Origin of the sequence: Kitasatospora sp. LaBMicrA B282, assembly GCF_050325825.1 — a bacterium.
GTDB lineage: Bacteria > Actinomycetota > Actinomycetes > Streptomycetales > Streptomycetaceae > Kitasatospora.
Window position 1 is genome coordinate 13,570 of sequence record NZ_JBNQTI010000015.1, and the last position, 19,666, is coordinate 33,235.

Below are 19,666 nucleotides of genomic sequence, written 5' to 3' on the forward strand. Positions count from 1 at the left end.
ACGAAGCACCACTGTGTATGCGAGAGGCACCACCATGCGCGCGACCGTGATCCACGGCCCCAACGACATCCGGATCGAAGATGTCCCCGACCCGAAGATCCAGCAGCCGACCGACGCGGTGGTGCGGGTGGTGAACGCCTGCATCTGCGGGAGCGACCTGTGGGCCTACCGCGGGGTGGCGGACCGGGCGGCCGGCCAGCGGATCGGGCACGAGTTCCTCGGCGTCGTCGAGGAGGTCGGCGCGGCGGTCGACGGCGTCAAGCCGGGCGACTTCGTGGTGGCCCCGTTCGTCTGGTCGGACGGCACCTGCGAGTACTGCCGGGACGGGCTGCACACCTCGTGCCCGCAGGGTGGGTTCTGGGGCAGCGTCGGGTCGGACGGCGGCCAGGGCGAGGCGGTGCGGGTGCCGTTCGCCGACGGCACCCTGGTCCGGCTGCCGAAGGAGGCGGCCACCGACGAGGCGCTGCTGCCCCACCTGCTGGCGCTCTCCGACGTGATGGCGACCGGGCACCACGCGGCGGTCTCGGCCCGGGTCCGCCCCGGCGCCACGGTCGCCGTGGTCGGCGACGGCGCGGTGGGCCTGTGCGGGGTGCTGGCCGCGCGCCGGCTGGGCGCCGGACGGATCATCGCGATGGGGCGGCACGAGGTGCGCACCGGGATCGCCCGCAGCTTCGGTGCCACCGACGTGGTGGCCGAGCGCGGCGAGGCGGCGATCGAGGCGGTCAGGGAGCTGACCGGCGGTCAGGGCGCGCACGCGGTGCTGGAGGCGGTGGGCACCGAGGAGTCGATGCGCACCGCGATCTCGATCGCCCGGGACGGCGGCGCGGTCGGCTACGTCGGGGTGCCGCACGGCGGCAGCGCGGGCGTGGACATCGGCCAGATGTTCGGCCGGAACGTCGCGCTGGTCGGCGGCGTGGCGCCGGCCCGCGCCTACATCCCGGAGCTGCTGGCCGACGTGCTGGCCGGGGACATCCAGCCGGGCCTGGTCTTCGACCGGACGGTGGACCTGGACGGGGTGCCGGCCGGCTACCAGGCGATGCACGACCGCACCGCACTGAAGGTGCGGATCGCCTTCTGAGGGCGACCTCCTGAGGCCGGCCTTCCGAGGTCCTCGAGGCCGGCCTCCGGGCTGGTCGGATGATCTGACGTTCAGTCACATCCCGGTGGGGCCACGCCAGTTGACGGCGTGGCCCCACCGTCATGTCCGAGAAGTGGCTTGCGGGCGCCGGGTTTCGGCCAGATTCGTGGCGCATCAGTGTGACGCGTGGGCCGGACGCCGCCAAACACCCTCCGCAGTCAGGCGATCGCTCCTAGCATGCATCGGCACGGACAGGAGTGTGACGCCCGTCACAGTGCACCGCCCCGGCCCCGGCCGGTGGACCCCGGTGCCCGACGCGGCGCGCACGGCCTGTTGCACCGAGTCGTCAGGAGAGATGGATTGGACGATCCCGGCATCGAGCGGAGCGCGGAGTTCCGTGCCCTGCGCCGCACCTTCCGCGGCTTCGCCTTCCCGGTCACCGTGGGCTTCCTGCTCTGGTACCTGCTGTACGTGCTGCTGTCCTGCTACGCCCACGACTTCATGGCCACCACGCTGTTCGGCACCATCAACGTCGCGCTGCTGCTCGGCCTGCTCCAGTTCGCCAGCACCTTCGCGCTCGCCGCCTGGTACGCCAGGTTCGCCGACCGCCGGCTCGACCCGGCCACCGCCGCGCTGCGCGCCCGGCACGTCACCCGGTCCGTGCTGCAGGAGGTGGGCGAGTGAACGCCCGAGCCCTGGACACCGCTGCCGCCGCCACCGGCACCGAGCACCGCCCGCTGACCCTCGCGCTGTTCGCGCTGTTCGTGCTGATCACCCTGGGCATCACCGTGTGGGCCGCCCGGCAGACCCGCAGCGCAACCGACTTCTACGCCGGCGGCCGCGGGTTCAGCGGCCTGCAGAACGGGCTGGCCATCTCCGGCGACTACATGTCCGCCGCCTCCTTCCTCGGCATCGCCGGGGCGATCGCGCTGGCCGGCTACGACGGCTTCCTCTACTCGATCGGCTTCCTGGTCGCCTGGCTGGTGGCGCTGCTGCTGATCGCCGAACCGCTGCGCAACGCCGGCCGCTACACCATGGCCGACGTGCTCGCCTTCCGGCTGCGGCAGCGCCCGGTGCGCACCGCCGCGGGGATCTCCACCATCGTGGTGTCGGTCTTCTACCTGCTGGCCCAGATGGTCGGCGCCGGCTCGCTGGTCGCCCTGCTGCTCGGCGTCGAGGGCGAGGCGGCCAAGAGCTGGACGGTGGTGGCGGTCGGCGCGCTGATGGTGCTGTACGTCACGGTCGGCGGCATGAAGGGCACCACCTGGGTGCAGATCGTCAAGGCGGTGCTGCTGATCGCCGGCGCGGCGGTGATGACCTTCCTGGTGCTGGCGAAGTACGACTTCGACCCCTCGGCGCTGCTCGGGGCCGCCGCGCAGGCCAGCGGCAAGGGGGCGGCCTTCCTGGCGCCCGGACTGAAGTACGGGGTGAGCGGCACCAGCCGGCTGGACTTCGTCAGCCTGGCGCTCGCCCTGGTGCTCGGCACCGCGGGCCTGCCGCACATCCTGGTCCGCTTCTACACCGTGCCGAGCGCCAAGGCGGCCCGGACCTCGGTGTTCTGGGCGATCGGGATCATCGGGGTGTTCTACCTGATGACCCTGGCGCTCGGCTTCGGGGCGGCCGCGCTGGTCGGCCCGAAGCTGATCAAGGCCTCGAACCCGGCCGGCAACACCGCGGCCCCGCTGCTGGCCCAGCAGCTCGGCGGCGGCCCGGGCAGCACCGGCGGTGCCGTGCTGCTCGCGGTGGTCTCCGCGGTGGCCTTCGCCACCATCCTGGCCGTGGTGGCCGGGCTCACCCTGGCCTCCTCGGCCTCCTTCGCCCATGACCTGTGGGCCAACGTGCTGCGCCGCGGCCGGGCCGGCGAGCGGGAGGAGGTGCGGACGGCCAAGCTGGCCGCGGTGGTGATCGGCGCGGTGGCGATCGGGCTGAGCATCTACGCGGAGAAGCTCAACACCGCCGCCCTGGTCGCGCTGGCCTTCGCGGTGGCGGCCTCGGCCAACCTGCCGACCCTGCTCTACTCGCTCTACTGGAAGCGGTTCAGCACCGCCGGCGCGGTCAGCTCGATCTACGCGGGCCTGGCCTGCTCGGTGCTGCTGGTGGTCTTCTCCCCGGTGGTCTCCGGCACCCCCGCCTCGCTCTTCCCGCACGCCGACTTCCACTGGTTCCCGCTGGAGAACCCCGGCCTGGTCTCGATCCCGGTCGGCTTCCTGGCCGGCTGGCTCGGCACCCTGCTGGCCGGCCGCGGCACCGACCCGGCGAAGTACGCTGAACTGGAGGTTCGTTCCCTCACCGGGATCGGCGCGCACTGAGGCCAAGATCCCCCTGGTCTAAGCTGGCGCCCGGTCCGTGGTGGGCCGGGCGCCGGATGGATGACCGCGACGACGGGGGAAGAGGTGGGCACCGTGCTGCTGGACCGGTTCGGCCGACAGGCCGTGGACCTGCGGGTCTCCCTCACCGACCGGTGCAACCTGCGCTGCACCTACTGCATGCCCGAGCAGGGGCTCGCCTGGCTCGGGAAGCCCGAGCTGCTGACCGACGAGGAGATCGTCCGGCTGGTCGGGCTCGCGGTGCGCGACCTGGGGGTGCGCGAGGTGCGGTTCACCGGCGGCGAGCCGCTGCTGCGCCCGGGGCTGGTCGGCATCGTGGCGGCCTGCGCCGCGCTCGCGCCGCGGCCCGAGCTCTCGCTCACCACCAACGGCGTCGGCCTGGCCAAGGTCGCCGGCGCGCTGCGCGAGGCCGGCCTGGACCGGGTCAACGTCTCGCTCGACACGCTGGACGCGGAGACCTTCCACACCCTGACCCGGCGGCACCGCCACCAGGACGTGCTGGCCGGGCTGGCCGCCGCCGAGGCCGCCGGGCTGATCCCGGTGAAGCTCAACACGGTGCTGATGCGCGGGGTCAACGACCGCGAGGCGCCCGACCTGCTCGCCTGGTGCCTGGAGCGCGGCTACCAGCTGCGGTTCATCGAGCAGATGCCACTGGACGCCCAGCACGGCTGGGACCGCTCGCAGATGGTCACCGCCGAGGAGATCCTGGACCGGCTGGCCACCCGCTTCGCCCTCACCCCCGAGCCGACCGCGGTGCGCGGCGCGGCGCCCGCCGAGCGCTGGCTGGTGGACGGCGGGCCGGGCACGGTCGGCGTGATCGCCTCGGTCACCCGCCCGTTCTGCCGGGCCTGCGACCGCACCCGGCTGACCGCCGACGGCCAGGTGCGCAACTGCCTGTTCGCCACCGGGGAGACCGACCTGCGCGGTGCGCTGCGCGCGGGCGCCTCGGACGCCGAGCTGGGGGAGTTGTGGCGGGCGGCGATGTGGGGCAAGAAGGCGGGGGCGGGCGTGGACAACCCGGAGGGCATCGACGCCCCGCAGTTCCACCAGCCCGAGCGCCCGATGTCGGCGATCGGCGGCTGACGGGGGCTGACGGCGGCTCAGTCGCCCTCCGTCCGAGGAACCTCAGTCGGCTTCCGGCTCGGTCCAGTCGGCCAGCGCCACCACCTCGCGCAGGAAGCCGCGCACGCCCAGGAACTGGCTCAGGTGCTCGCGGTGCTCCGGGCAGGCCAGCCAGGTCTTGCGGCGGTCGGGGGTGTGCAGCTTGGGGTTGTTCCAGACCAGCACCCAGACGGCGGCGGCCTGGCAGCCCTTGGCGGAGCACTTGGGGGGGCCGGCGGGGCCGGTGTCGGCGGCGCCGAAGAAGTCGATGCTCATGATCGAAGTTTCTCACCCGGCGCGACGGAGCAGGATTCCGGTCGGAGCGCGGATTGAAGCGGACATGGCGACGCCGGGCAGCCACGGGGGGAGCCGCCCGGCGTCGGTCCGTCGCTCCGACGGGGGATGCGGAGCGCGTACGCAGTATGTCACGCAGGGGTGGGGGCTTGGCTAGGCCTTTCAAGATTTATTTGAGGTTTTCCTGAGCTTCACAGCTGACATTCAGCATGAAAAACGGGCAGGCCGGGCGGAGCTGAGCGGAAACCTCAACTTCTGCCTCGGCCTACCCGTATACGGAGAGTCAGCGTGCGATGGTTCACCGGCCGGGAGGTCCCCGGCCGCCGGGGCGCTGGTCAGACCCCGTCGGTGCCGATGCCAGTGCCGGTCGCCCGGCCCGCGGCGCCGCCCCCGCCGGTGCCGCCCGGGCCCAGCATCAGCGGGGTGGTGGTCGGCACGTCGAAGGTGCTCGGCAGGCCCGGGGCCCGCTCCCGCCCGGCGTTGGCGATGATCACCGCGACGTAGGGGAGCAGGATCCCGGCCACCAGCGTCGCGGCGGCCACGTAGACCTGGACGTTCCAGAGCACCACCGTCAGCAGCACGCAGGCGGTGCGGATCAGCATCGAGATGATGTAGCGGCGCTGCCGCCCCCGGACGTCCTCGCTGAGACTGGTCCGGGCCCCGGTGATCCGGAAGACCCGGTCGTCGTCTGCGCTCCTGCCCACCTGCATCGCCGCCCTAGCTCCAGCCCTCACCCTGCCCCCGCACGACACCGACGCCGCCCGGTCCGTTTCACCGTACGCCTGGGTGCGGCACCCGAGGAGAGCGGGGGCACGACCGAATCACCCGAGGTCGTGACGGGTGAGGTAGCCGGGTGGCACGGTGTCGGTGAGCCAGACGCCGTTGGCGCTGAGCCGGAACTCGTGCCCGGTGGCGGCCAGCTCGGCGGCCGCCACCCGGAGCACCGCGGGGCGGCCGTGCCGCGAGCCCACCTTGACCGCGGTCGCCACGTCGGCCGACAGGTGGACGTCCTGACGGCTCATCGGGCGCAGCCCCTCGGCGAGGATCGCCGGCAGCGTGCGGTCGGCGGTGCCGTGGTAGAGCACCGCCGGGGGCTCGGTGGCGGACAGGCCGAGGTCGACCGCCACCGTGTGCCCCTGGTTGGCCCGGATCCGCCGGCCGTCCTCGGAGTAGGCGAACCGCCGCTTGTTGTTGGTCTCGACCACGTGGTCGAGGTCACGGCGGCTGAGCCGGTTGCCGCGCTCGGCGAACGCGGCGAGCAGCGCGTCGACCGCCACCCAGCCGCCCTCGTCCAGGGTCAGGCCGAAGGCTCCCGGGTCGTGGCGCAGGAGTCGGGAGAGGCGCTTGGAGGTCTTGACCGTGCGCCGCTCGTCCATGGGGGGAATGTCATCCAAAAGTGGTCCGATCCGCTCGGCCGCCGGCTACGAGGCCTGGCTGACCGAGCTCATGTTGAAGTCCGCGACCCGCACCGGCGGCATCGCGGCGTGGCTGAAGTAGTCGCTCCACTCCCGCGGCAGGCAGCGCTCGGTGCGCCCGGCCTCGGTGATCCGGCCGAGCAGGTCGACCGGGGACTCGTTGAAGCGGAAGTTGTTGACCTCGCCGACCACCTGGCCGTCCTCGACCAGGTAGACGCCGTCCCGGGTCAGGCCGGTGAGCAGCAGGCTGGCCGGGTCCACCTCGCGGATGTACCAGAGGCAGGTGAGCAGCAGCCCGCGCTCGGTGTTCGCGACCAGCTCGGCCAGGCTGGGCGCGGCGCTCTGGTCGGCCAGCTCCAGCAGCAGGTTGTCGGCCACCGGGCGCACCGGCAGCCCGGTGAGCTGCGCCGTGTGCCGGGTGGTCTGCAGGTCGACCAGCTCGCCGTCGCGCAGCCACTCGGTGGCGCCGATCGGCAGGCCGTTGTCGAAGACCGAGTGGTCGTCGGTGGAGGAGCGTGCGATGACGAACGGCGGGCAGGTCAGGCCGGGCGCCGCCGGGTCCGAGCGCAGCGTCAGCGGCAGCCGGGAGAGCCGCTCGCCGAGCCGGGTGCCGCCGCCGGGACGGCTGAAGACGGTGCGGCCCTCGGTGGCGTCGCGGGCGTTCATCGCCCAGTAGAAGGAGATCATCAGATCGGCCAGCGCGCTGGGCGGCAGCAGGGTCTCGTAGCGGCCGGCCGGCAGCTCGATCCGGCGCTTGCCCCAGCCGAGCCGCTCGGTCAGCTCGGACTGCAGCGCGGCCAGGTCCACGTCCCGGAAGTCGTGGGTGGCGGCGCCGGCCCAGGCCGAGGCGGCGCCGGCCTTGGCGTTCAGCTCCACCGTGCCGGTGGGCTGGTCGTGGCGCAGCCGCAGTCCGGTGGAGGTGCCCAGGTAGCTGGTGGTCAGCTCGTGCCGGGCGAAGCCGTAGAGCGCCTGGCCGCCGGCCCGGGCCCGGGCGAAGGCGGCGCCCAGCTCGGGGGCGAAGTCGGCGAAGACGTCGATCGAGGTCTCGGCCGGCGGGGCGGTGAAGTCGGCGGAGGCGCCCGTGCCGCCCGCGGGCAGCAGCGGCTGGGCGTCCTCGGCGGGGCCGGCCGCGCGGGCGGCCGCCTCGGCGGCGCGCACCAGCTCCTCGACGTCCGCCGCGGTGACCGCCTCGCGGCCGAGCGCGGCCGCGGCGGTGCCCTGGGCGCCGGCCACGGTGGCGACCACGGTCAGCCGGCGGCCCCTGGTGACCCCGTTGGTGGTGAGCACGCCGCCGGGCCGCTTGTCCGGCGCCGCCCAGCGCAGGTTGGCGGTGGTCTCCTCCTCGACCAGGGCCACGCAGCCGTCGGCCCGGGACAGCTCCAGGGCGCGCTCGACCAGCTCGTGCGGGGAGTTCTGCTGACCAGCCATCAGTGCGCCGCCTCCTGCTGCGTGTTGAGGATCCTGACCTGCTTGAAGAGGGCGGAGGGGCAGCCGTGGCTGACCGCGGCGATCTGGCCCGGCTGCGCCTTGCCGCAGTTGAACGCCCCGGCCAGCAGGTAGGTCTGCGGGCCGCCGACCGCCGCCATCGACCCCCAGAAGTCGGTGGTGGTCGCCTGGTAGGCGAAGTCCTTGACCTGGCCGGCCAGTTCGCCGTTCTTGATCGCGTAGGCGCGCTGCGCGGTGAACTGGAAGTTGTACCGCTGCATGTCGATCGACCAGGAGCGGTCGCCGACCAGGTAGAGGCCGTTCTCGACGCCGGCGAACAGCTCGGCGGTGTCCGGGCCGCCGGCCGCGGGCTGCAGCGAGACGTTGGCCATCCGCTGCACCGGGACGTGCGCCGGGGAGTCGGCGAAGGCGCAGCCGTTGGACCGGCCCAGGCCCTTGAGTCTGGCCATCCGGCGGTCCAGCTGGTAGCCGGTCAGGACGCCGTCGGTGACCAGGTCCCAGGACTGGGTGGCCACCCCCTCGTCGTCGTAGCCGATGGTGGCCAGGCCGTGCTCGGCGGTGCGGTCGCCGGTGACGTGCATCAGTTCGGAGCCGTAGCGCAGCTCGCCGAGCCGGTCGAAGGTGGCGAACGAGGTGCCGGCGTAGGCGGCCTCGTAGCCGAGCGCGCGGTCCAGCTCGGTGGCGTGGCCGATCGACTCGTGGATGGTCAGCCAGAGGTTGGTGGGGTCGATCACCAGGTCGTAGTGGCCCGGCTCGACGCTGGGCGCCTTGACCTTCTCGGCCAGGTGCTCGGGCAGCCGGGCCAGCTCGCCGGCCCAGTCCCAGCCGGTCCCGTGCAGGTACTCCCAGCCGCGCCCGACCGGCGGGGCCAGGGTGCGCATGGTCTCGAAGGTGCCGGTGCGCTCGTCGACCGAGACGGCCTCCAGGTCGGGGTGCAGCCGGATCCGCTGCTGGGTGGTCATGGTGCCGGCGGTGTCCGCGTAGAACTTGTTCTCCTGCACGGTCAGCAGTGAGGCGTCCACGTGCGAGACGCCGTCGGCGGCCAGCAGGGTCGAGCTCCAGTCGGCCAGCAGACCGGTCTTCTCCGCGTCCGGGACGTCGAACGGGTTGATCTCGTAGGCGGAGATCCAGGTGGCGTCGGCGTGCACCGGCTCGTCCGCCAGCTCCACCCGGTCGCCGCCGCCGGCCGCCTGGCCGATCCGGGCCGACAGCCGGGCCACCGCCACGGCCTGCTCGGCCACCTGCGCGGCGGCCCGCTCGGTCAGCTCCACCCCGGCCGCGAAGCCCCAGGCGCCGTCCAGCACCACCCGGACCGCGAAGCCCAGGCTGACGGTGTCGGAGCTGCCGGCGGGCTTGGCGTCGCGCAGCCGCCAGGCGGCGCTGCGCACCCGCTCCAGCCGGAAGTCGGCGTGCGTGGCGCCGAGCCGGCGGGCGGTGTCGAGGGCGGCCGCGGCCAGGGCGCGCAGCGGCAGGGCGAGGAAGAGCGGGTCGACCTGGCGGTCTGGTGCGCTGGCTGACGGCGGCATCGGACTCCCTGGGGACGGGCCAGTGGGCCTGGCGGGCGGAGCGGAACGGTGCGGGCCGCGACTGCCGCGGGGCCGCAGGGGGCCGGCGGACCGCGGACGAAGTCACGGGGCCCCGCACCGCATCATGGCCTGCCAGCGCGTTCCTGGCCAGGCATTATCCGTTCCGTCAGCCTGACTACCCGTCAGACGTCCGTCGAGTCAGGCGAGTTCGGCCCACCAGCGGTCCAGCTCCGGCGGGTCGGCGACCTCGATCCGCTCGCCCGGGCGGGGCACCGCCACCGCCACGCCCTGTGCCTTGGCCTCGGCGAGCAGTCGCTCCACCGGCTCGGCCCAGGGGTGCAGGCCCAGGTTGAAGGTGCACCAGTGCACCGGGATCAGCAGGCCGCCGGTCAGCTCCCGGTGGGCCAGCACCGCGTCCTCGGGGGTCAGGTGGATGTCCGCCCAGTAGCGGTCGTAGGCGCCGATCTGGACCAGGGCGGCGTCGAACGGTCCGTGCTGGGCGCCGATCGCCGCGTAGCCCTCGAAGTAGCCGGAGTCGCCGGTGTAGAAGACCTTGCGGGTCCGTCCGGCGATCACCCAGGAGCCCCAGAGCGTGGTGTTGCGGGCGAGCGAGCGGCCGGAGAAGTGGTGGGCGGCGGTGAGCGTGACGGTCAGCTCGCCCAGGGTGCAGGTCTCGTCCCAGTCCAGCTCGATGATCCGGTGCTCCGGCACGCCCCAGCGGCGCAGGTGGCCGCCGATGCCCAGCGGCACCGCGAACGGCGCGGACTGGCTGCGCAGCAGGCGCTTGACGGTGTGCATGTCCAGGTGGTCGTAGTGGTCGTGGGAGATCAGCACCACGTCCACCGCCGGCAGCTCCTCCAGCGCCACCGGCACCGGGTGCAGCCGCTTGGGGCCCAGCTGGGCGGCGGGGGAGCAGCGCTCGCTCCAGATCGGGTCCAGCAGCACCCGGGCGCCCTCCAGCTCGACCAGGGCGGAGGCGTGCCCGTACCAGGTGACGGCGACCCCCTCGGCGGCCGGGCGGTGCTTGGCGCCGGCGTCCCGGACCACCGGCACGGTGCCCTCGGGCGTGCGGCCCGCGCGGTCGCTCAGGAAGCGGACGAAGGGGTTGGGGTCGCCGGCGCCCCGCACCTGCGGCTCCCGGGCCAGGGTGGAGGGCGCGTTGTGGAAGGTGCCGTCCGCGTACTGGGGAGAGTTGCGGATCCGGTCGTCGCCCTCGGGGTCGGGCCGGCGCCCGAAGGCCGCCGGCACCTCGCGCAGGGCCCAGGCCGCGGCGCCGAGCGCGAGGGCCGCGCTGGTGAGGGTGAGCAGCCGGCCCCGGCGCCGGTTGGCCTGGGGTTTTGCCTCGCTCATCGGGTGCCGCCCTTTACTGGAGTTTCTCGGCAGTCGGTCGGGGCACAGGCTACGTCCCGACCCGCCCGCACCGACAGGCCAACGGGTACCCGCCCCGCTGGTGTTCCCGACAGCCGGCGGGCTGCGGCGGACCCGGCGAATTGTCGGAACGTGACAGATCCCGCGCTCATCGCCTGTCGAGCCCTGATTCGTCGGGACGCGAAGACAACCGATAGCGTCACACTGCGTGCGATCACCCCGCACCGCGCGGACCAGGGAAGAAGTAGAGAGGGGTGGACCGATGAGCCGCTCGGTTCTCGTCACCGGAGGCAACCGGGGCATCGGCCTCGCCATCGCCCAGGCGTTCGCCGAGGCGGGCGACAAGGTCGCCATCACCAGCCGTTCCGGCGAGCTCCCGGAGGAGCTGGCCAAGCTCGGCGCCATCGCGGTGCGCTGCGACATCAACGACGGCGCCCAGGTCGACGCCGCCATCAGTGAGGTGGAGGCGCAGCACGGACCGGTCGAGGTGCTGGTCGCCAACGCCGGCATCACCAAGGACGTGCTGATGCTGCGGATGACCGAGGACGACTTCACCTCGGTGATCGACACCAACCTGGTGGGCACCTTCCGGGTGGTCAAGCGGGCCGCCGCGAAGATGCTGCGGGCCAAGCGCGGCCGGATCGTGCTGGTCTCCTCCGTGGTGGGTCTGCTGGGTTCCCCGGGCCAGGCCAACTACGCTGCCTCCAAGGCGGGCCTGGTCGGTTTCGCCCGCTCGCTGGCCCGTGAGTTCGGCCCGCGCAGCATCACCGTCAACGTGGTCTCCCCCGGCTTCGTGGACACCGACATGACCGCGGTGCTCACCGAGGAGCGCCGCAAGGAGATCGTCTCGGGGGTGCCGCTGGGTCGGTACGCCGCGCCCGCCGAGATCGCCTCCACCGTGCGGTTCCTCGCCTCCGACGAGGCCGCGTACATCACCGGAGCCGTCATTCCCGTGGACGGCGGATTGGGCATGGGTCACTGAGCGACATGAGCGGAATCCTCGAAGGCAAGCGGATCCTGATCACCGGTGTGCTGATGGAGTCCTCCATCGCCTTCCAAGCGGCGAAGCTGGCCCAGGAGCAGGGCGCCGAGATCATCCTGACCGCCTTCCCGCGGCCCAGCCTGACCGAGCGGATCGCCAAGAAGCTGCCGCGCCCCGAGAACGTCAAGGTGCTGGAGCTGGACGTCACCAACCCCGAGCAGCTGGCGGGCCTGGCGGACCAGGTGCGCGAGCACCTGGGCTCGCTGGACGGCGTGGTGCACTCGATCGGCTTCGCGCCGCAGGACGCGCTGGGCGGCAACTTCCTGAACACGCCGTGGGAGTCGGTGGCCACCGCGATGCACGTCTCGGCGTTCTCGCTGAAGTCGCTGACCATGGCCTGCCTGCCGCTGATGCCGGAGGGCGGCTCGGTGGTCGGCCTGACCTTCGACGCCACCATCGCCTGGCCGCAGTACGACTGGATGGGCCCGGCCAAGGCGGCGCTGGAGGCGACCTCCCGCTACCTGGCCCGTGACCTGGGCAAGCAGAACGTGCGCTGCAACCTGGTCTCGGCCGGCCCGCTGCGGTCGATGGCCGCCAAGTCCATCCCGGGCTTCGAGCTGCTGGCCGACACCTGGAACAGCCGCTCCCCGCTGGCCTGGGACGTCACCGACATGGAGCCGACCGGCCGCGCCGTCGTCGCGCTGCTGTCGGACTGGTTCCCGAAGACCACCGGCGAGATCGTCCATGTGGACGGCGGCCTGCACGCGATCGGCGCCTGACCGCCCGCGGACCTGCCACGACCTGACGGACCCCCGTCGCAGCCGGTACAGCCGGCCGCGGCGGGGGTCCGTTGCTTTTCCGCCGGTGTCTTTTCCCAGGCGGGGAGGTCAGGCCCCGGCCTCGGCGTCCATCCGGGAGCATGCGCCGATCACCGCGGAGGACTCCGCGGAGGCGGCCGCCGGGTCGCCGTCGGCGATCGCGGCCAGGATCCGGTCGTGGCCGACGTAGCGCTCGGGGGAGAGCACCGGGCCGATGTCGTGCCGCAGGTGCGCCCGGGTCACCTCGCCGAGGTCGGCGTAGATCGCGGCCAGCACGTCGTTGTGCGCGGCGGCCACCACGGCCTGGTGGAAGGCCGCGTCGGCCTGCACGAACACCTCGGTGTCCCCGCCGAACCAGGCCTCCTCGCGCCGGTCCAGGGTGCCGCGCAGCAGGGTCAGGTCCCGGTCGGTGCGCCGGGCCGCGGCCAGCGCCGCCGCGCCCGCCTCCAGCACCGAGCGCAGTTCGGCCACCTCCTGCTGCTCGGCGGTGGCGAACCGGCGGTGCATCACGCCGGCCAGCTCGCTGGTGGCGAGCACGTAGGTGCCCGAGCCCTGCCGGATGTCCAGCAGGCCGTTGTGGGCCAGCGCCCGGACCGCCTCGCGCACCGTGTTGCGGGCCACGCCCAGCTCCTCCACCAGGGCGGCCTCGGTCGGGATCCGGGAGCCGACCGGCCACTCGCCCGAGGTGATCTGGGCCCGCAGCTGGGCGATCACCTGGTCGGCCAGCGGGGTGCGCCGGGGCGAGGACAGCGTCATGGTGCTCCTTGGTGGGCTCGACTGGTGACCATCTTCCCTCGGGGAGGGGCGCGCTAATTCATCCCATCATTCTATGATGGCCTCATGTCCGCCGCTTCGCCCGTGTCCCCCGTGTCCTCCGCCGCCACTCCACCGACCTCCGCCGCCACCCGCACGCCCACCCAGCCGCTCGCTGCTCAGCTGCCCGCCGCCCAGCCGCCCGCTGCTCAGCCGCCCGCCGGGCGCGGGCAGCGGCTCGGCTGGCTGCTCGCCTTCGCCGTCGCGCTGGCGGCGGTCAACCTGCGCCCGGTGGTCACCAGCCTCGGCCCGCAGCTCCACCAGGTCCGCACCGACCTGCACATGAGCGCCACGGTGGCCGGCCTGCTCACCGCCGTGCCCTCGTTCTGCTTCGCCGTCTTCGGCTTCGCCGCCCCGGCGCTGGCCCGCCGGTTCGGCCCGATCCTGGTGGTGGCCGCCGGGATGGGCGCCATCACCGCGGGCGTGGCGGCGCGCTCCGCCGCCGGCGGCACCGCCGTCTTCCTGCTGCTCACCGCGGTCGCGCTGGGCGGGGTGGCGGTCGCCAACGTGCTGCTGCCGGTGGTGATCAAGCGGTACTTCCCGGACCGGGTCGGTCCGATGATCGGCCTGTACTCGATGGCGCTCTCCGCCGGCACCGCGCTGGCCGCGGCCCTGGCGGTGCCGCTGACCGGCGCGCTCGGCGGGAACTGGCGGGTCGGGCTGGGCAGCTGGGCGGTGCTGGCCGCGCTGGGGGTGCTGGTCTGGGTGGTCACCGTGGTGGTGCGGCGGGATGGCCGGCCGACCGCGCAGGGCGCCGCGGCCGAGGTGCGGCTGCCGATCATCCGCAGCCGCACCGCCTGGGCGCTGGCGATCTACTTCGGCTGCCAGGCCACCGGCGCCTACGCGACCATGGGCTGGCTGTCGCAGATCTACCAGGACGCCGGGGTCTCCGCGTCCACCTCGGGCGTGCTGCTGGCGCTGGTGATGGCGATCGGCGTGCCGGTCTCCTTCGTGCTGCCCAACTGGGCGGCCCGCCGCGGCGACCAGCGGATCTTCGTGGTGGTGCTGGCCGGCTGCGGGATCGCCGCCTACGCCGGGCTGGCCTTCGCGCCGGCCGCCGGGCAGTGGCTCTGGGCGGTGCTGCTGGGGCTGTCCAACTGCGCCTTCCCGCTGGTGCTGACCATGATCGGGCTGCGGGCCCGGACCAGCGGCGGGGTGGCCCAGCTGTCCGCCTTCAGCCAGGGCGTCGGCTACCTGATCTCGATCCCCGGCCCGATCCTGGTCGGCACCTTCTACCAGCGCACCGGCGGCTGGGCGCTGCCGCTCGGCTTCCTGGCGGTGCTGCTGGTGCCGCAGCTGCTGATCGGCCTGCGCGCGGCCCGGGCCCGGCACATCGAGGACGAGGTGGCGCCGACCCCGGTTTCCGCCTGATCGGGGACGGGTGCGAGACTTCGGACCATGCCCGTTCTCGAACCGAACCCCACTGACGGCCGCCGCAAGCTCCTCCTGGTCTTCGGGGCGATCGTCGGCATCGTGGTGCTGATCTCGATCGTCGCCACCATCGCCCAGTCGATGGGCTGACGCGCTGCGCCGCAGGTGGCCGGGCCGTCCGGCCGCCGGCCCGGTGGCGGAGCCGGATTTCTGCGAAGCTGTCCCAATGAGCATCAACGCGCCCCGCAGGATCACCGTGCTCCGCCACGCCAAGGCCGACTGGCCGCAGGTCGCGGACCACGACCGCCCGCTGGCCGACCGCGGCCGGCACCAGGCTCCGGCCGCCGGCGAGTGGCTGGCCGACTCGGGGATCGACCCCGACTACGTGCTCTGTTCGACCTCGGTGCGCACCCGGGAGACCTGGAAGCTGGCCGCGCACGAGCTGCCCAAGCGGAACCGGAAGACGGTCTTCGAGGCGCGGATCTACGAGGCCACCGCGGGCGAGATCATCGAGGTGCTGCAGGAGACCCCGGAGGAGTACCGGGACCTGATCCTGGTCGGCCACAACCCCGGGGTGCAGAACCTGGTCGAGGTGCTGGCCGGGGACGAGAGCCTGGGCGACGAGCTGTCCCGGCTGCGCCAGGGCGGGTTCCCGACCGCCGGGATCGCGGTGCTCGACTTCGAGGGCTCGTGGAAGTCGGTCGAGCCCGGGGCGGCCCGGCTGGTCTCGTTCTACGTGCCGCCGCAGGACTGAGCGCCGCAGGACCGAGCGGCGCAGGACCGGCGCCGAGGCGAGGCGAGGCGGCGCGGCGCGGCGATGCGAAGGGGCCCGGTGCGCGTGCACCAGGCCCCCGCTGCTGTCCCGCCCGCTACTCCGGCGGCGTCCCGTGCAGCTCGTCGGCCGCCTCCACCTCTTCGCGGGTGATCCCCAGCAGGTAGAGCACGGTGTCCAGGAACGGCACGTTGACCGCGGTGTCGGCGGCCTTGCGGACCACCGGCTTGGCGTTGAAGGCCACCCCGAGCCCGGCCGCGTTCAGCATGTCCAGGTCGTTGGCGCCGTCGCCGATCGCCACCGTCTGCTCCAGCGGCACCTTGGCCTGCTCGGCGAACCGGGCCAGCCAGCGGGCCTTGCCGGCCCGGTCGACGATCTCCCCGGTGACCCGCCCGGTGAACCGGCCGTCCACCTCCTCCAGGGTGTTGGCAGCCGCGAAGTCCAGCCCGAGCAGCTCCACCAGGTAGTCGGTGACCTGGGTGAACCCGCCCGAGACGATGCCCACCTGGTAGCCCAGCCGCTGGAGCGTGCGGATCAGCGTGCGCGCCCCCGGGGTGAGCCGCACTTCGGTGCGGACCTTCTCCACCACCCCCGCGTCCAGCCCGGCCAGCAGCTTCACCCGGGCCCGCAGCGACTCGGCGAAGTCCAGCTCGCCGCGCATCGCCGCCGCGGTCACCTCCGCCACCTCGGCCTCGCAGCCCGCGTGGGCCGCGAACAGCTCGATCACCTCGTCCTGGATCAGCGTGGAGTCCACGTCCATCACCACCAGGCGCTTGGCCCGGCGCTCCAGACCGGCCGAGACCACCGCGACGTCCACCCGCTGGGCGGCCGCCTCCAGGGCGAGCGCGGCCCGCAGCCGCTCGGTGGCGACCCCGGAGACCGCCAGCTCGACCGCCGTCACCGGGTACTTGGCGAGCCGGAACATCCGGTCGATGTTGCCGCCCGCCACGGTCACCTGGTTGGCCAGCGCCGAGACGGCGGCCGCGGTGAGCGGGTGGCCCAGCACCGTGACGTGGGAGCGGCCCTCGGCGCGCGGCCGGTTGTCGCCGGTGCCGGAGATGATCTCGGCCTGGAGCCGCTGCTCCTCCGCCCAGCGGTGCACCGTGACGCGCAGCGCGCCCTCGGCGCCGAGCGAGCCGCCGGCCGGTGGGGTGACCAGGGCGCAGAGCGTTATCCGGCCACGGGTGACCAGCTGTTCGATGTCGATCACGTCGACGTCGAAGGCGGCCAGCGTGGCGAAGAGTCCGGTGGTGAGACCGGGGCGGTCCTTGCCGAAGACCTTGACCAGCAGGGTGCGCTCGTCGTCGGCGGCTCGGGGCGGCGGCGGAGTGTCCGGCTGCGGGGGGATCCTGTCCATGGTGCGGACCACGCTACCGGTCCGGGTGGCCGGTGCCGGCGGGCGTCCGGCTCGTGGACGTGCGTTCGTCACCAGCTGTTCGTCACCGGTTCCGCACCGGAGGGGGCCTCGGTCAAACCTCTGGTAAAGCCTCGGTGGGCCCGTCGTCACCGGCGGAACCGGGCTTGGTTGCCAGCAGGTCACAGTCCGTGGGGGCGACTTTTCGGCGTCGGGACCAAGCTGGAATGATTACCCCCCGTCAGACGCGATATTCCTCACTCCCCGCCCGCGGGGAAGCCATCGGGGGACCGAGAGAGCGGGGCAGGCGGAAAGTGCCGCAACTCGTACTAGAGATCAACGGGCAGCAGCGGACCCTGGAACCGGGCCGCGCCTACACCATCGGACGGGATCCCCAGGCGGACTTCCCGTTCGACGACGCCAGGGTCTCCTGGCGGCACGCCACCATCTCCTTCAACGGCGCCGCCTGGCAGTTGGAGGACCACGGCAGCACCAACGGCACCTACGTCGGTGGCGGCCGCACCCTCCAGGTGCAGCTGCAGCCCGGCACGGTGCTGAACCTGGGCAACGCGCAGAACGGCCCGCAGCTGGTCTTCTCGGCCCCGGCCGGGGTGCCGGCGCAGGGCCAGCCGCAGCAGCAGGCGTACGCCCAGCCGCCGATGGCCCAGCAGCAGATGGCCCAGCAGGCCTACGCGCAGCAGGGTGCGGCCGGGCAGGCCGGTCAGCAGGCGGTCGCCTGGCACGACGCCGAGACCAACCGGCACGCCGCCCCGCCGCAGCAGCCCTACCAGCAGCAGCCGCCGCAGCAGTTCCAGCAGGCGCCGCAGGCCCAGCCGCCGTTCCCGCAGCAGCAGGCCGGCTTCCCGCAGGCGGGGCAGGGCCAGTCGCAGCCGCCCTACCAGCAGGGCGGCTTCCCGCAGCAGGCGATGCCGCAGCCCCAGGGCGGCGGGGCGCCGCAGGGCGGCGAGCGCAACCCCACGATGATCCGCAACCTCACCGCGGGCATGCGGGTGATCCGGATCGGTCGTGCGCTGGACAACGACATCGTGGTCTCCGACCTCCAGGTCTCCCGCCACCACGCCGAGCTGCGCCAGCTGCCCGACGGCCGCTACGAGATCGTCGACCTCGGCTCGCACAACGGGATCTTCGTCAACGGCATCCCGGCCCAGCGTCAGCTGCTCGGCCCGCAGGACCGGCTGACGGTCGGCCACTCCTCCTTCCAGCTGGTCGGCGACCAGCTGCAGGAGTTCATCGACAACGGCCCGGTCTCCTTCTCCGCCCACCACCTGACCGTCGAGGTCCAGCACAAGGGCGCCAAGAAGATCCTGCTCAACGACGTCAGCTTCGGCGTGCCGGAGAAGTCGCTGGTCGCGGTGATCGGCCCGTCCGGTTCCGGCAAGTCCACCCTGCTGCGCGCGCTGACCGGTTACCGTCCGGCCGACCGCGGCGAGGTGCTCTACGACGGCCGCAACCTGTACAAGCAGTTCGCCGAGCTGCGCCAGCGCATCGGCCTGGTGCCGCAGTCGGAGATCCTGCACAAGGAGCTGACCGTCCGCACCGGCCTGAAGTACGCGGCCCAGCTGCGCTTCCCCGGTGACACCGAGCCCGCCGAGCGCGCGCGCCGGATCGACGAGGTGCTCTACGAGCTGCGCCTGGACAAGCGCGCCGACAACCGGATCACCGCGCTCTCCGGCGGTCAGCAGAAGCGCGTCTCGGTGGCCCTGGAGCTGCTCACCAAGCCGTCGCTGATCTTCCTGGACGAGCCCACCTCGGGCCTCGACCCGGGCATGGACCGCGAGGTCATGCAGATGCTGCGCGGCCTGGCCGACGACGGCCGCACCATCCTGGTGGTGACCCACTCGGTGGCCGAACTCGCGCTCTGCGACCGGCTGCTGGTGATGGCCCCGGGTGGTTCGGTGGCCTACTTCGGTCCGCCGGACGAGGCGCTGCACTTCTTCGGCTACGAGACCTGGGCCGACGTCTTCCAGGCCTTCGAGAACTACCCGGAGCACGACTGGGCCGGCCGCTACAAGGGCTCGGTGCACTACCAGCAGTACTCGGCCGACGTGGACGCGGTCCAGGTGCAGCAGGCCCCGGTCAACCACACGCCGATCCAGCCGCCGAAGGCGCAGAGCTGGGGTTCGCAGCTGTGGACGCTGATCCGCCGCTACCTGTCGGTGATCGCCTCCGACCGCGGCTTCCTGGCGCTGTCGGTGCTGCTGCCCGCGGTGCTCGGTGCGGTCTCCGCGGTGGTCCCGGCCACCCACGGCCTGGCGCCCAACCCGATGGGCGGCACCAACAACGCGGCCGGCACGGTCATGCTGGTGCTGGCGATCGGCGCCTGCTTCTCGGGCGCGGCCAACTCGGTCCGTGAGTTGATCAAGGAACGGGCGATCTACGAACGGGAACGCGCCACCGGGTTGTCCCGGTCGGCGTACCTGGTCTCGAAGATCATCGTGCTCGGCTTCTTCAGCCTGCTGCAGGGCACGATCATCGCCGCGGTCGGCTTCGCCCCCCGCAAGCTGCCCGCGCACGGCCTGATCTTCAGCAACGCGCCGGCCATCGAGATGGCCATCGGCATCATCCTGCTCAGCTTCACCTCGATGATGTTCGGCCTGGTGATCTCCTCGCTGGTGAAGACCGCCGAGAAGACCATGCCGCTGCTGGTGATGTTCGCGATCATCCAGGTGGTCTTCACCGGCTGCCTCTTCCAGCTCTTCGACAAGGCCGGCCTGGCGCAGTTCTCCTGGCTGATGCCGGCCCGCTGGGGCGTCGCGATCGTCGGCACCACGCTCGACCTCAGCCACATCATGGTGCTCGACCCCGCGCACATGAACGAGCACGACGCCCTGTGGAAGCACAGCGCCGCCATGTGGTTCGTCGACTCCTTCATGCTGGTGCTGCTCTCCACCGCGCTGGCCTTCCTGGTGCTGCGGCTGCTGCGCCGCCACGAGCCGGAGGTCATGCAGAAGGGCTGAGTTCTTCGCTGAGGCCCTTTCAC

General features: G+C 72.9%; 18 protein-coding genes. 10 read left to right on the forward strand and 8 right to left on the reverse strand.

What is annotated here, in order from left to right:
- Positions 1 to 34: 34 nt before the first annotated feature.
- From ACQRUO_RS07180 to moaA, 4 genes are all read left to right on the forward strand, one after another.
- Positions 35 to 1,078, forward strand: a complete 1,044-nt coding sequence (locus ACQRUO_RS07180) for a zinc-dependent alcohol dehydrogenase family protein (RefSeq protein ID WP_428314897.1) — start codon at positions 35 to 37, stop codon at positions 1,076 to 1,078.
- A 237-nt stretch (positions 1,079 to 1,315) separates the two neighbouring features.
- Positions 1,316 to 1,762 carry a DUF485 domain-containing protein gene (locus ACQRUO_RS07185; protein WP_428314898.1) on the forward strand — a complete coding sequence of 149 codons (447 nt, stop codon included), beginning with the start codon at positions 1,316 to 1,318 and terminating at the stop codon, positions 1,760 to 1,762.
- Positions 1,759 to 3,387 (forward strand): solute symporter family protein, encoded by a 1,629-nt coding sequence (locus ACQRUO_RS07190; protein ID WP_428314899.1) that lies wholly within the window; start codon positions 1,759 to 1,761, stop codon positions 3,385 to 3,387. The genes ACQRUO_RS07185 and ACQRUO_RS07190 overlap by 4 nt, the downstream gene beginning before the upstream one ends.
- Before the next feature lie 93 nt (positions 3,388 to 3,480).
- A complete protein-coding gene (gene moaA / locus ACQRUO_RS07195; RefSeq protein ID WP_428314946.1) occupies positions 3,481 to 4,488 on the forward strand; it encodes a GTP 3',8-cyclase MoaA in 1,008 nt (335 codons plus the stop codon).
- Positions 4,489 to 4,530: 42 nt separating this feature from the next.
- Here the strand turns inward: moaA and ACQRUO_RS07200 are convergent, their stop codons facing one another.
- The 6 genes from ACQRUO_RS07200 to ACQRUO_RS07225 all read right to left on the reverse strand — a co-directional run bounded on the left by ACQRUO_RS07200 (position 4,531) and on the right by ACQRUO_RS07225 (position 10,537).
- Positions 4,531 to 4,782 carry a hypothetical protein gene (locus tag ACQRUO_RS07200; protein ID WP_428314900.1) on the reverse strand — a complete coding sequence of 84 codons (252 nt, stop codon included), beginning with the start codon at positions 4,780 to 4,782 and terminating at the stop codon, positions 4,531 to 4,533.
- 353 nt (positions 4,783 to 5,135) lie between these two features.
- Complete coding sequence (locus ACQRUO_RS07205; RefSeq protein ID WP_428314901.1) at positions 5,136 to 5,510, reverse strand: DUF3099 domain-containing protein; 375 nt, start codon at positions 5,508 to 5,510, stop codon at positions 5,136 to 5,138.
- 111 nt (positions 5,511 to 5,621) lie between these two features.
- Complete coding sequence (locus tag ACQRUO_RS07210) at positions 5,622 to 6,176, reverse strand: RNA 2'-phosphotransferase (protein ID WP_428314902.1); 555 nt, start codon at positions 6,174 to 6,176, stop codon at positions 5,622 to 5,624.
- A 45-nt stretch (positions 6,177 to 6,221) separates the two neighbouring features.
- Positions 6,222 to 7,643, reverse strand: a complete 1,422-nt coding sequence (locus tag ACQRUO_RS07215) for a metallopeptidase TldD-related protein (RefSeq protein WP_428314903.1) — start codon at positions 7,641 to 7,643, stop codon at positions 6,222 to 6,224.
- Complete coding sequence (locus ACQRUO_RS07220) at positions 7,643 to 9,187, reverse strand: TldD/PmbA family protein (protein WP_428314904.1); 1,545 nt, start codon at positions 9,185 to 9,187, stop codon at positions 7,643 to 7,645. Before ACQRUO_RS07220 ends, ACQRUO_RS07215 begins: the two co-directional genes overlap by 1 nt.
- 198 nt (positions 9,188 to 9,385) lie before the next feature.
- Positions 9,386 to 10,537, reverse strand: a complete 1,152-nt coding sequence (locus ACQRUO_RS07225) for an MBL fold metallo-hydrolase (protein ID WP_428314905.1) — start codon at positions 10,535 to 10,537, stop codon at positions 9,386 to 9,388.
- 280 nt (positions 10,538 to 10,817) lie between these two features.
- On the opposite strand from ACQRUO_RS07225, the gene fabG reads away from it, so the two are divergent.
- Together fabG and fabI are read left to right on the forward strand one after the other, a co-directional pair.
- Positions 10,818 to 11,537, forward strand: a complete 720-nt coding sequence (fabG, locus tag ACQRUO_RS07230) for a 3-oxoacyl-[acyl-carrier-protein] reductase (protein WP_428314906.1) — start codon at positions 10,818 to 10,820, stop codon at positions 11,535 to 11,537.
- A 5-nt stretch (positions 11,538 to 11,542) separates the two neighbouring features.
- On the forward strand, positions 11,543 to 12,316 hold the full coding sequence (gene fabI / locus ACQRUO_RS07235; protein WP_428314907.1) for an enoyl-ACP reductase FabI: 774 nt from the start codon (positions 11,543 to 11,545) through the stop codon (positions 12,314 to 12,316).
- 108 nt (positions 12,317 to 12,424) lie between these two features.
- On the opposite strand, the gene ACQRUO_RS07240 is transcribed toward fabI, so the two are convergent.
- On the reverse strand, positions 12,425 to 13,111 hold the full coding sequence (locus ACQRUO_RS07240; protein WP_428314908.1) for a FadR/GntR family transcriptional regulator: 687 nt from the start codon (positions 13,109 to 13,111) through the stop codon (positions 12,425 to 12,427).
- An 84-nt stretch (positions 13,112 to 13,195) separates the two neighbouring features.
- On the opposite strand from ACQRUO_RS07240, the gene ACQRUO_RS07245 reads away from it, so the two are divergent.
- From ACQRUO_RS07245 to ACQRUO_RS07255, 3 genes are all read left to right on the forward strand, one after another.
- Positions 13,196 to 14,539, forward strand: a complete 1,344-nt coding sequence (locus ACQRUO_RS07245; protein ID WP_428314909.1) for a CynX/NimT family MFS transporter — start codon at positions 13,196 to 13,198, stop codon at positions 14,537 to 14,539.
- 27 nt (positions 14,540 to 14,566) lie between these two features.
- Positions 14,567 to 14,689, forward strand: coding sequence for an SGM_5486 family transporter-associated protein (locus ACQRUO_RS07250; RefSeq protein ID WP_428314910.1), 123 nt, complete (start codon positions 14,567 to 14,569; stop codon positions 14,687 to 14,689).
- 76 nt (positions 14,690 to 14,765) lie between these two features.
- Complete coding sequence (locus ACQRUO_RS07255; RefSeq protein ID WP_428314911.1) at positions 14,766 to 15,293, forward strand: SixA phosphatase family protein; 528 nt, start codon at positions 14,766 to 14,768, stop codon at positions 15,291 to 15,293.
- Positions 15,294 to 15,408: 115 nt separating this feature from the next.
- Here the strand turns inward: ACQRUO_RS07255 and serB are convergent, their stop codons facing one another.
- Positions 15,409 to 16,668: a phosphoserine phosphatase SerB gene (serB, locus tag ACQRUO_RS07260; RefSeq protein WP_428314912.1), complete on the reverse strand. Its 1,260-nt coding sequence runs from the start codon at positions 16,666 to 16,668 to the stop codon at positions 15,409 to 15,411.
- Between the two features lie 311 nt (positions 16,669 to 16,979).
- Between serB and ACQRUO_RS07265 the strand changes: the two genes are divergently transcribed.
- Positions 16,980 to 19,643, forward strand: coding sequence for an FHA domain-containing protein (locus ACQRUO_RS07265; RefSeq protein ID WP_428314913.1), 2,664 nt, complete (start codon positions 16,980 to 16,982; stop codon positions 19,641 to 19,643).
- Positions 19,644 to 19,666: the final 23 nt, after the last annotated feature.

Coding starts and splice junctions, on each gene's coding strand:
- ACQRUO_RS07255 (WP_428314911.1), top strand. CDS start 14,766: ATGAGCATCAACGCGCCCCGCAGGATCACCGTGCTCCGCCACGCCAAG.
- ACQRUO_RS07225 (WP_428314905.1), bottom strand. CDS start 10,537: ATGAGCGAGGCAAAACCCCAGGCCAACCGGCGCCGGGGCCGGCTGCTC.
- ACQRUO_RS07205 (WP_428314901.1), bottom strand. CDS start 5,510: ATGCAGGTGGGCAGGAGCGCAGACGACGACCGGGTCTTCCGGATCACC.
- serB (WP_428314912.1), bottom strand. CDS start 16,668: ATGGACAGGATCCCCCCGCAGCCGGACACTCCGCCGCCGCCCCGAGCC.
- ACQRUO_RS07210 (WP_428314902.1), bottom strand. CDS start 6,176: ATGGACGAGCGGCGCACGGTCAAGACCTCCAAGCGCCTCTCCCGACTC.
- ACQRUO_RS07245 (WP_428314909.1), top strand. CDS start 13,196: ATGTCCGCCGCTTCGCCCGTGTCCCCCGTGTCCTCCGCCGCCACTCCA.
- ACQRUO_RS07250 (WP_428314910.1), top strand. CDS start 14,567: ATGCCCGTTCTCGAACCGAACCCCACTGACGGCCGCCGCAAGCTCCTC.
- ACQRUO_RS07240 (WP_428314908.1), bottom strand. CDS start 13,111: ATGACGCTGTCCTCGCCCCGGCGCACCCCGCTGGCCGACCAGGTGATC.
- ACQRUO_RS07185 (WP_428314898.1), top strand. CDS start 1,316: ATGCATCGGCACGGACAGGAGTGTGACGCCCGTCACAGTGCACCGCCC.
- fabG (WP_428314906.1), top strand. CDS start 10,818: ATGAGCCGCTCGGTTCTCGTCACCGGAGGCAACCGGGGCATCGGCCTC.
- fabI (WP_428314907.1), top strand. CDS start 11,543: ATGAGCGGAATCCTCGAAGGCAAGCGGATCCTGATCACCGGTGTGCTG.
- ACQRUO_RS07220 (WP_428314904.1), bottom strand. CDS start 9,187: ATGCCGCCGTCAGCCAGCGCACCAGACCGCCAGGTCGACCCGCTCTTC.
- ACQRUO_RS07200 (WP_428314900.1), bottom strand. CDS start 4,782: ATGAGCATCGACTTCTTCGGCGCCGCCGACACCGGCCCCGCCGGCCCC.
- ACQRUO_RS07180 (WP_428314897.1), top strand. CDS start 35: ATGCGCGCGACCGTGATCCACGGCCCCAACGACATCCGGATCGAAGAT.
- ACQRUO_RS07215 (WP_428314903.1), bottom strand. CDS start 7,643: ATGGCTGGTCAGCAGAACTCCCCGCACGAGCTGGTCGAGCGCGCCCTG.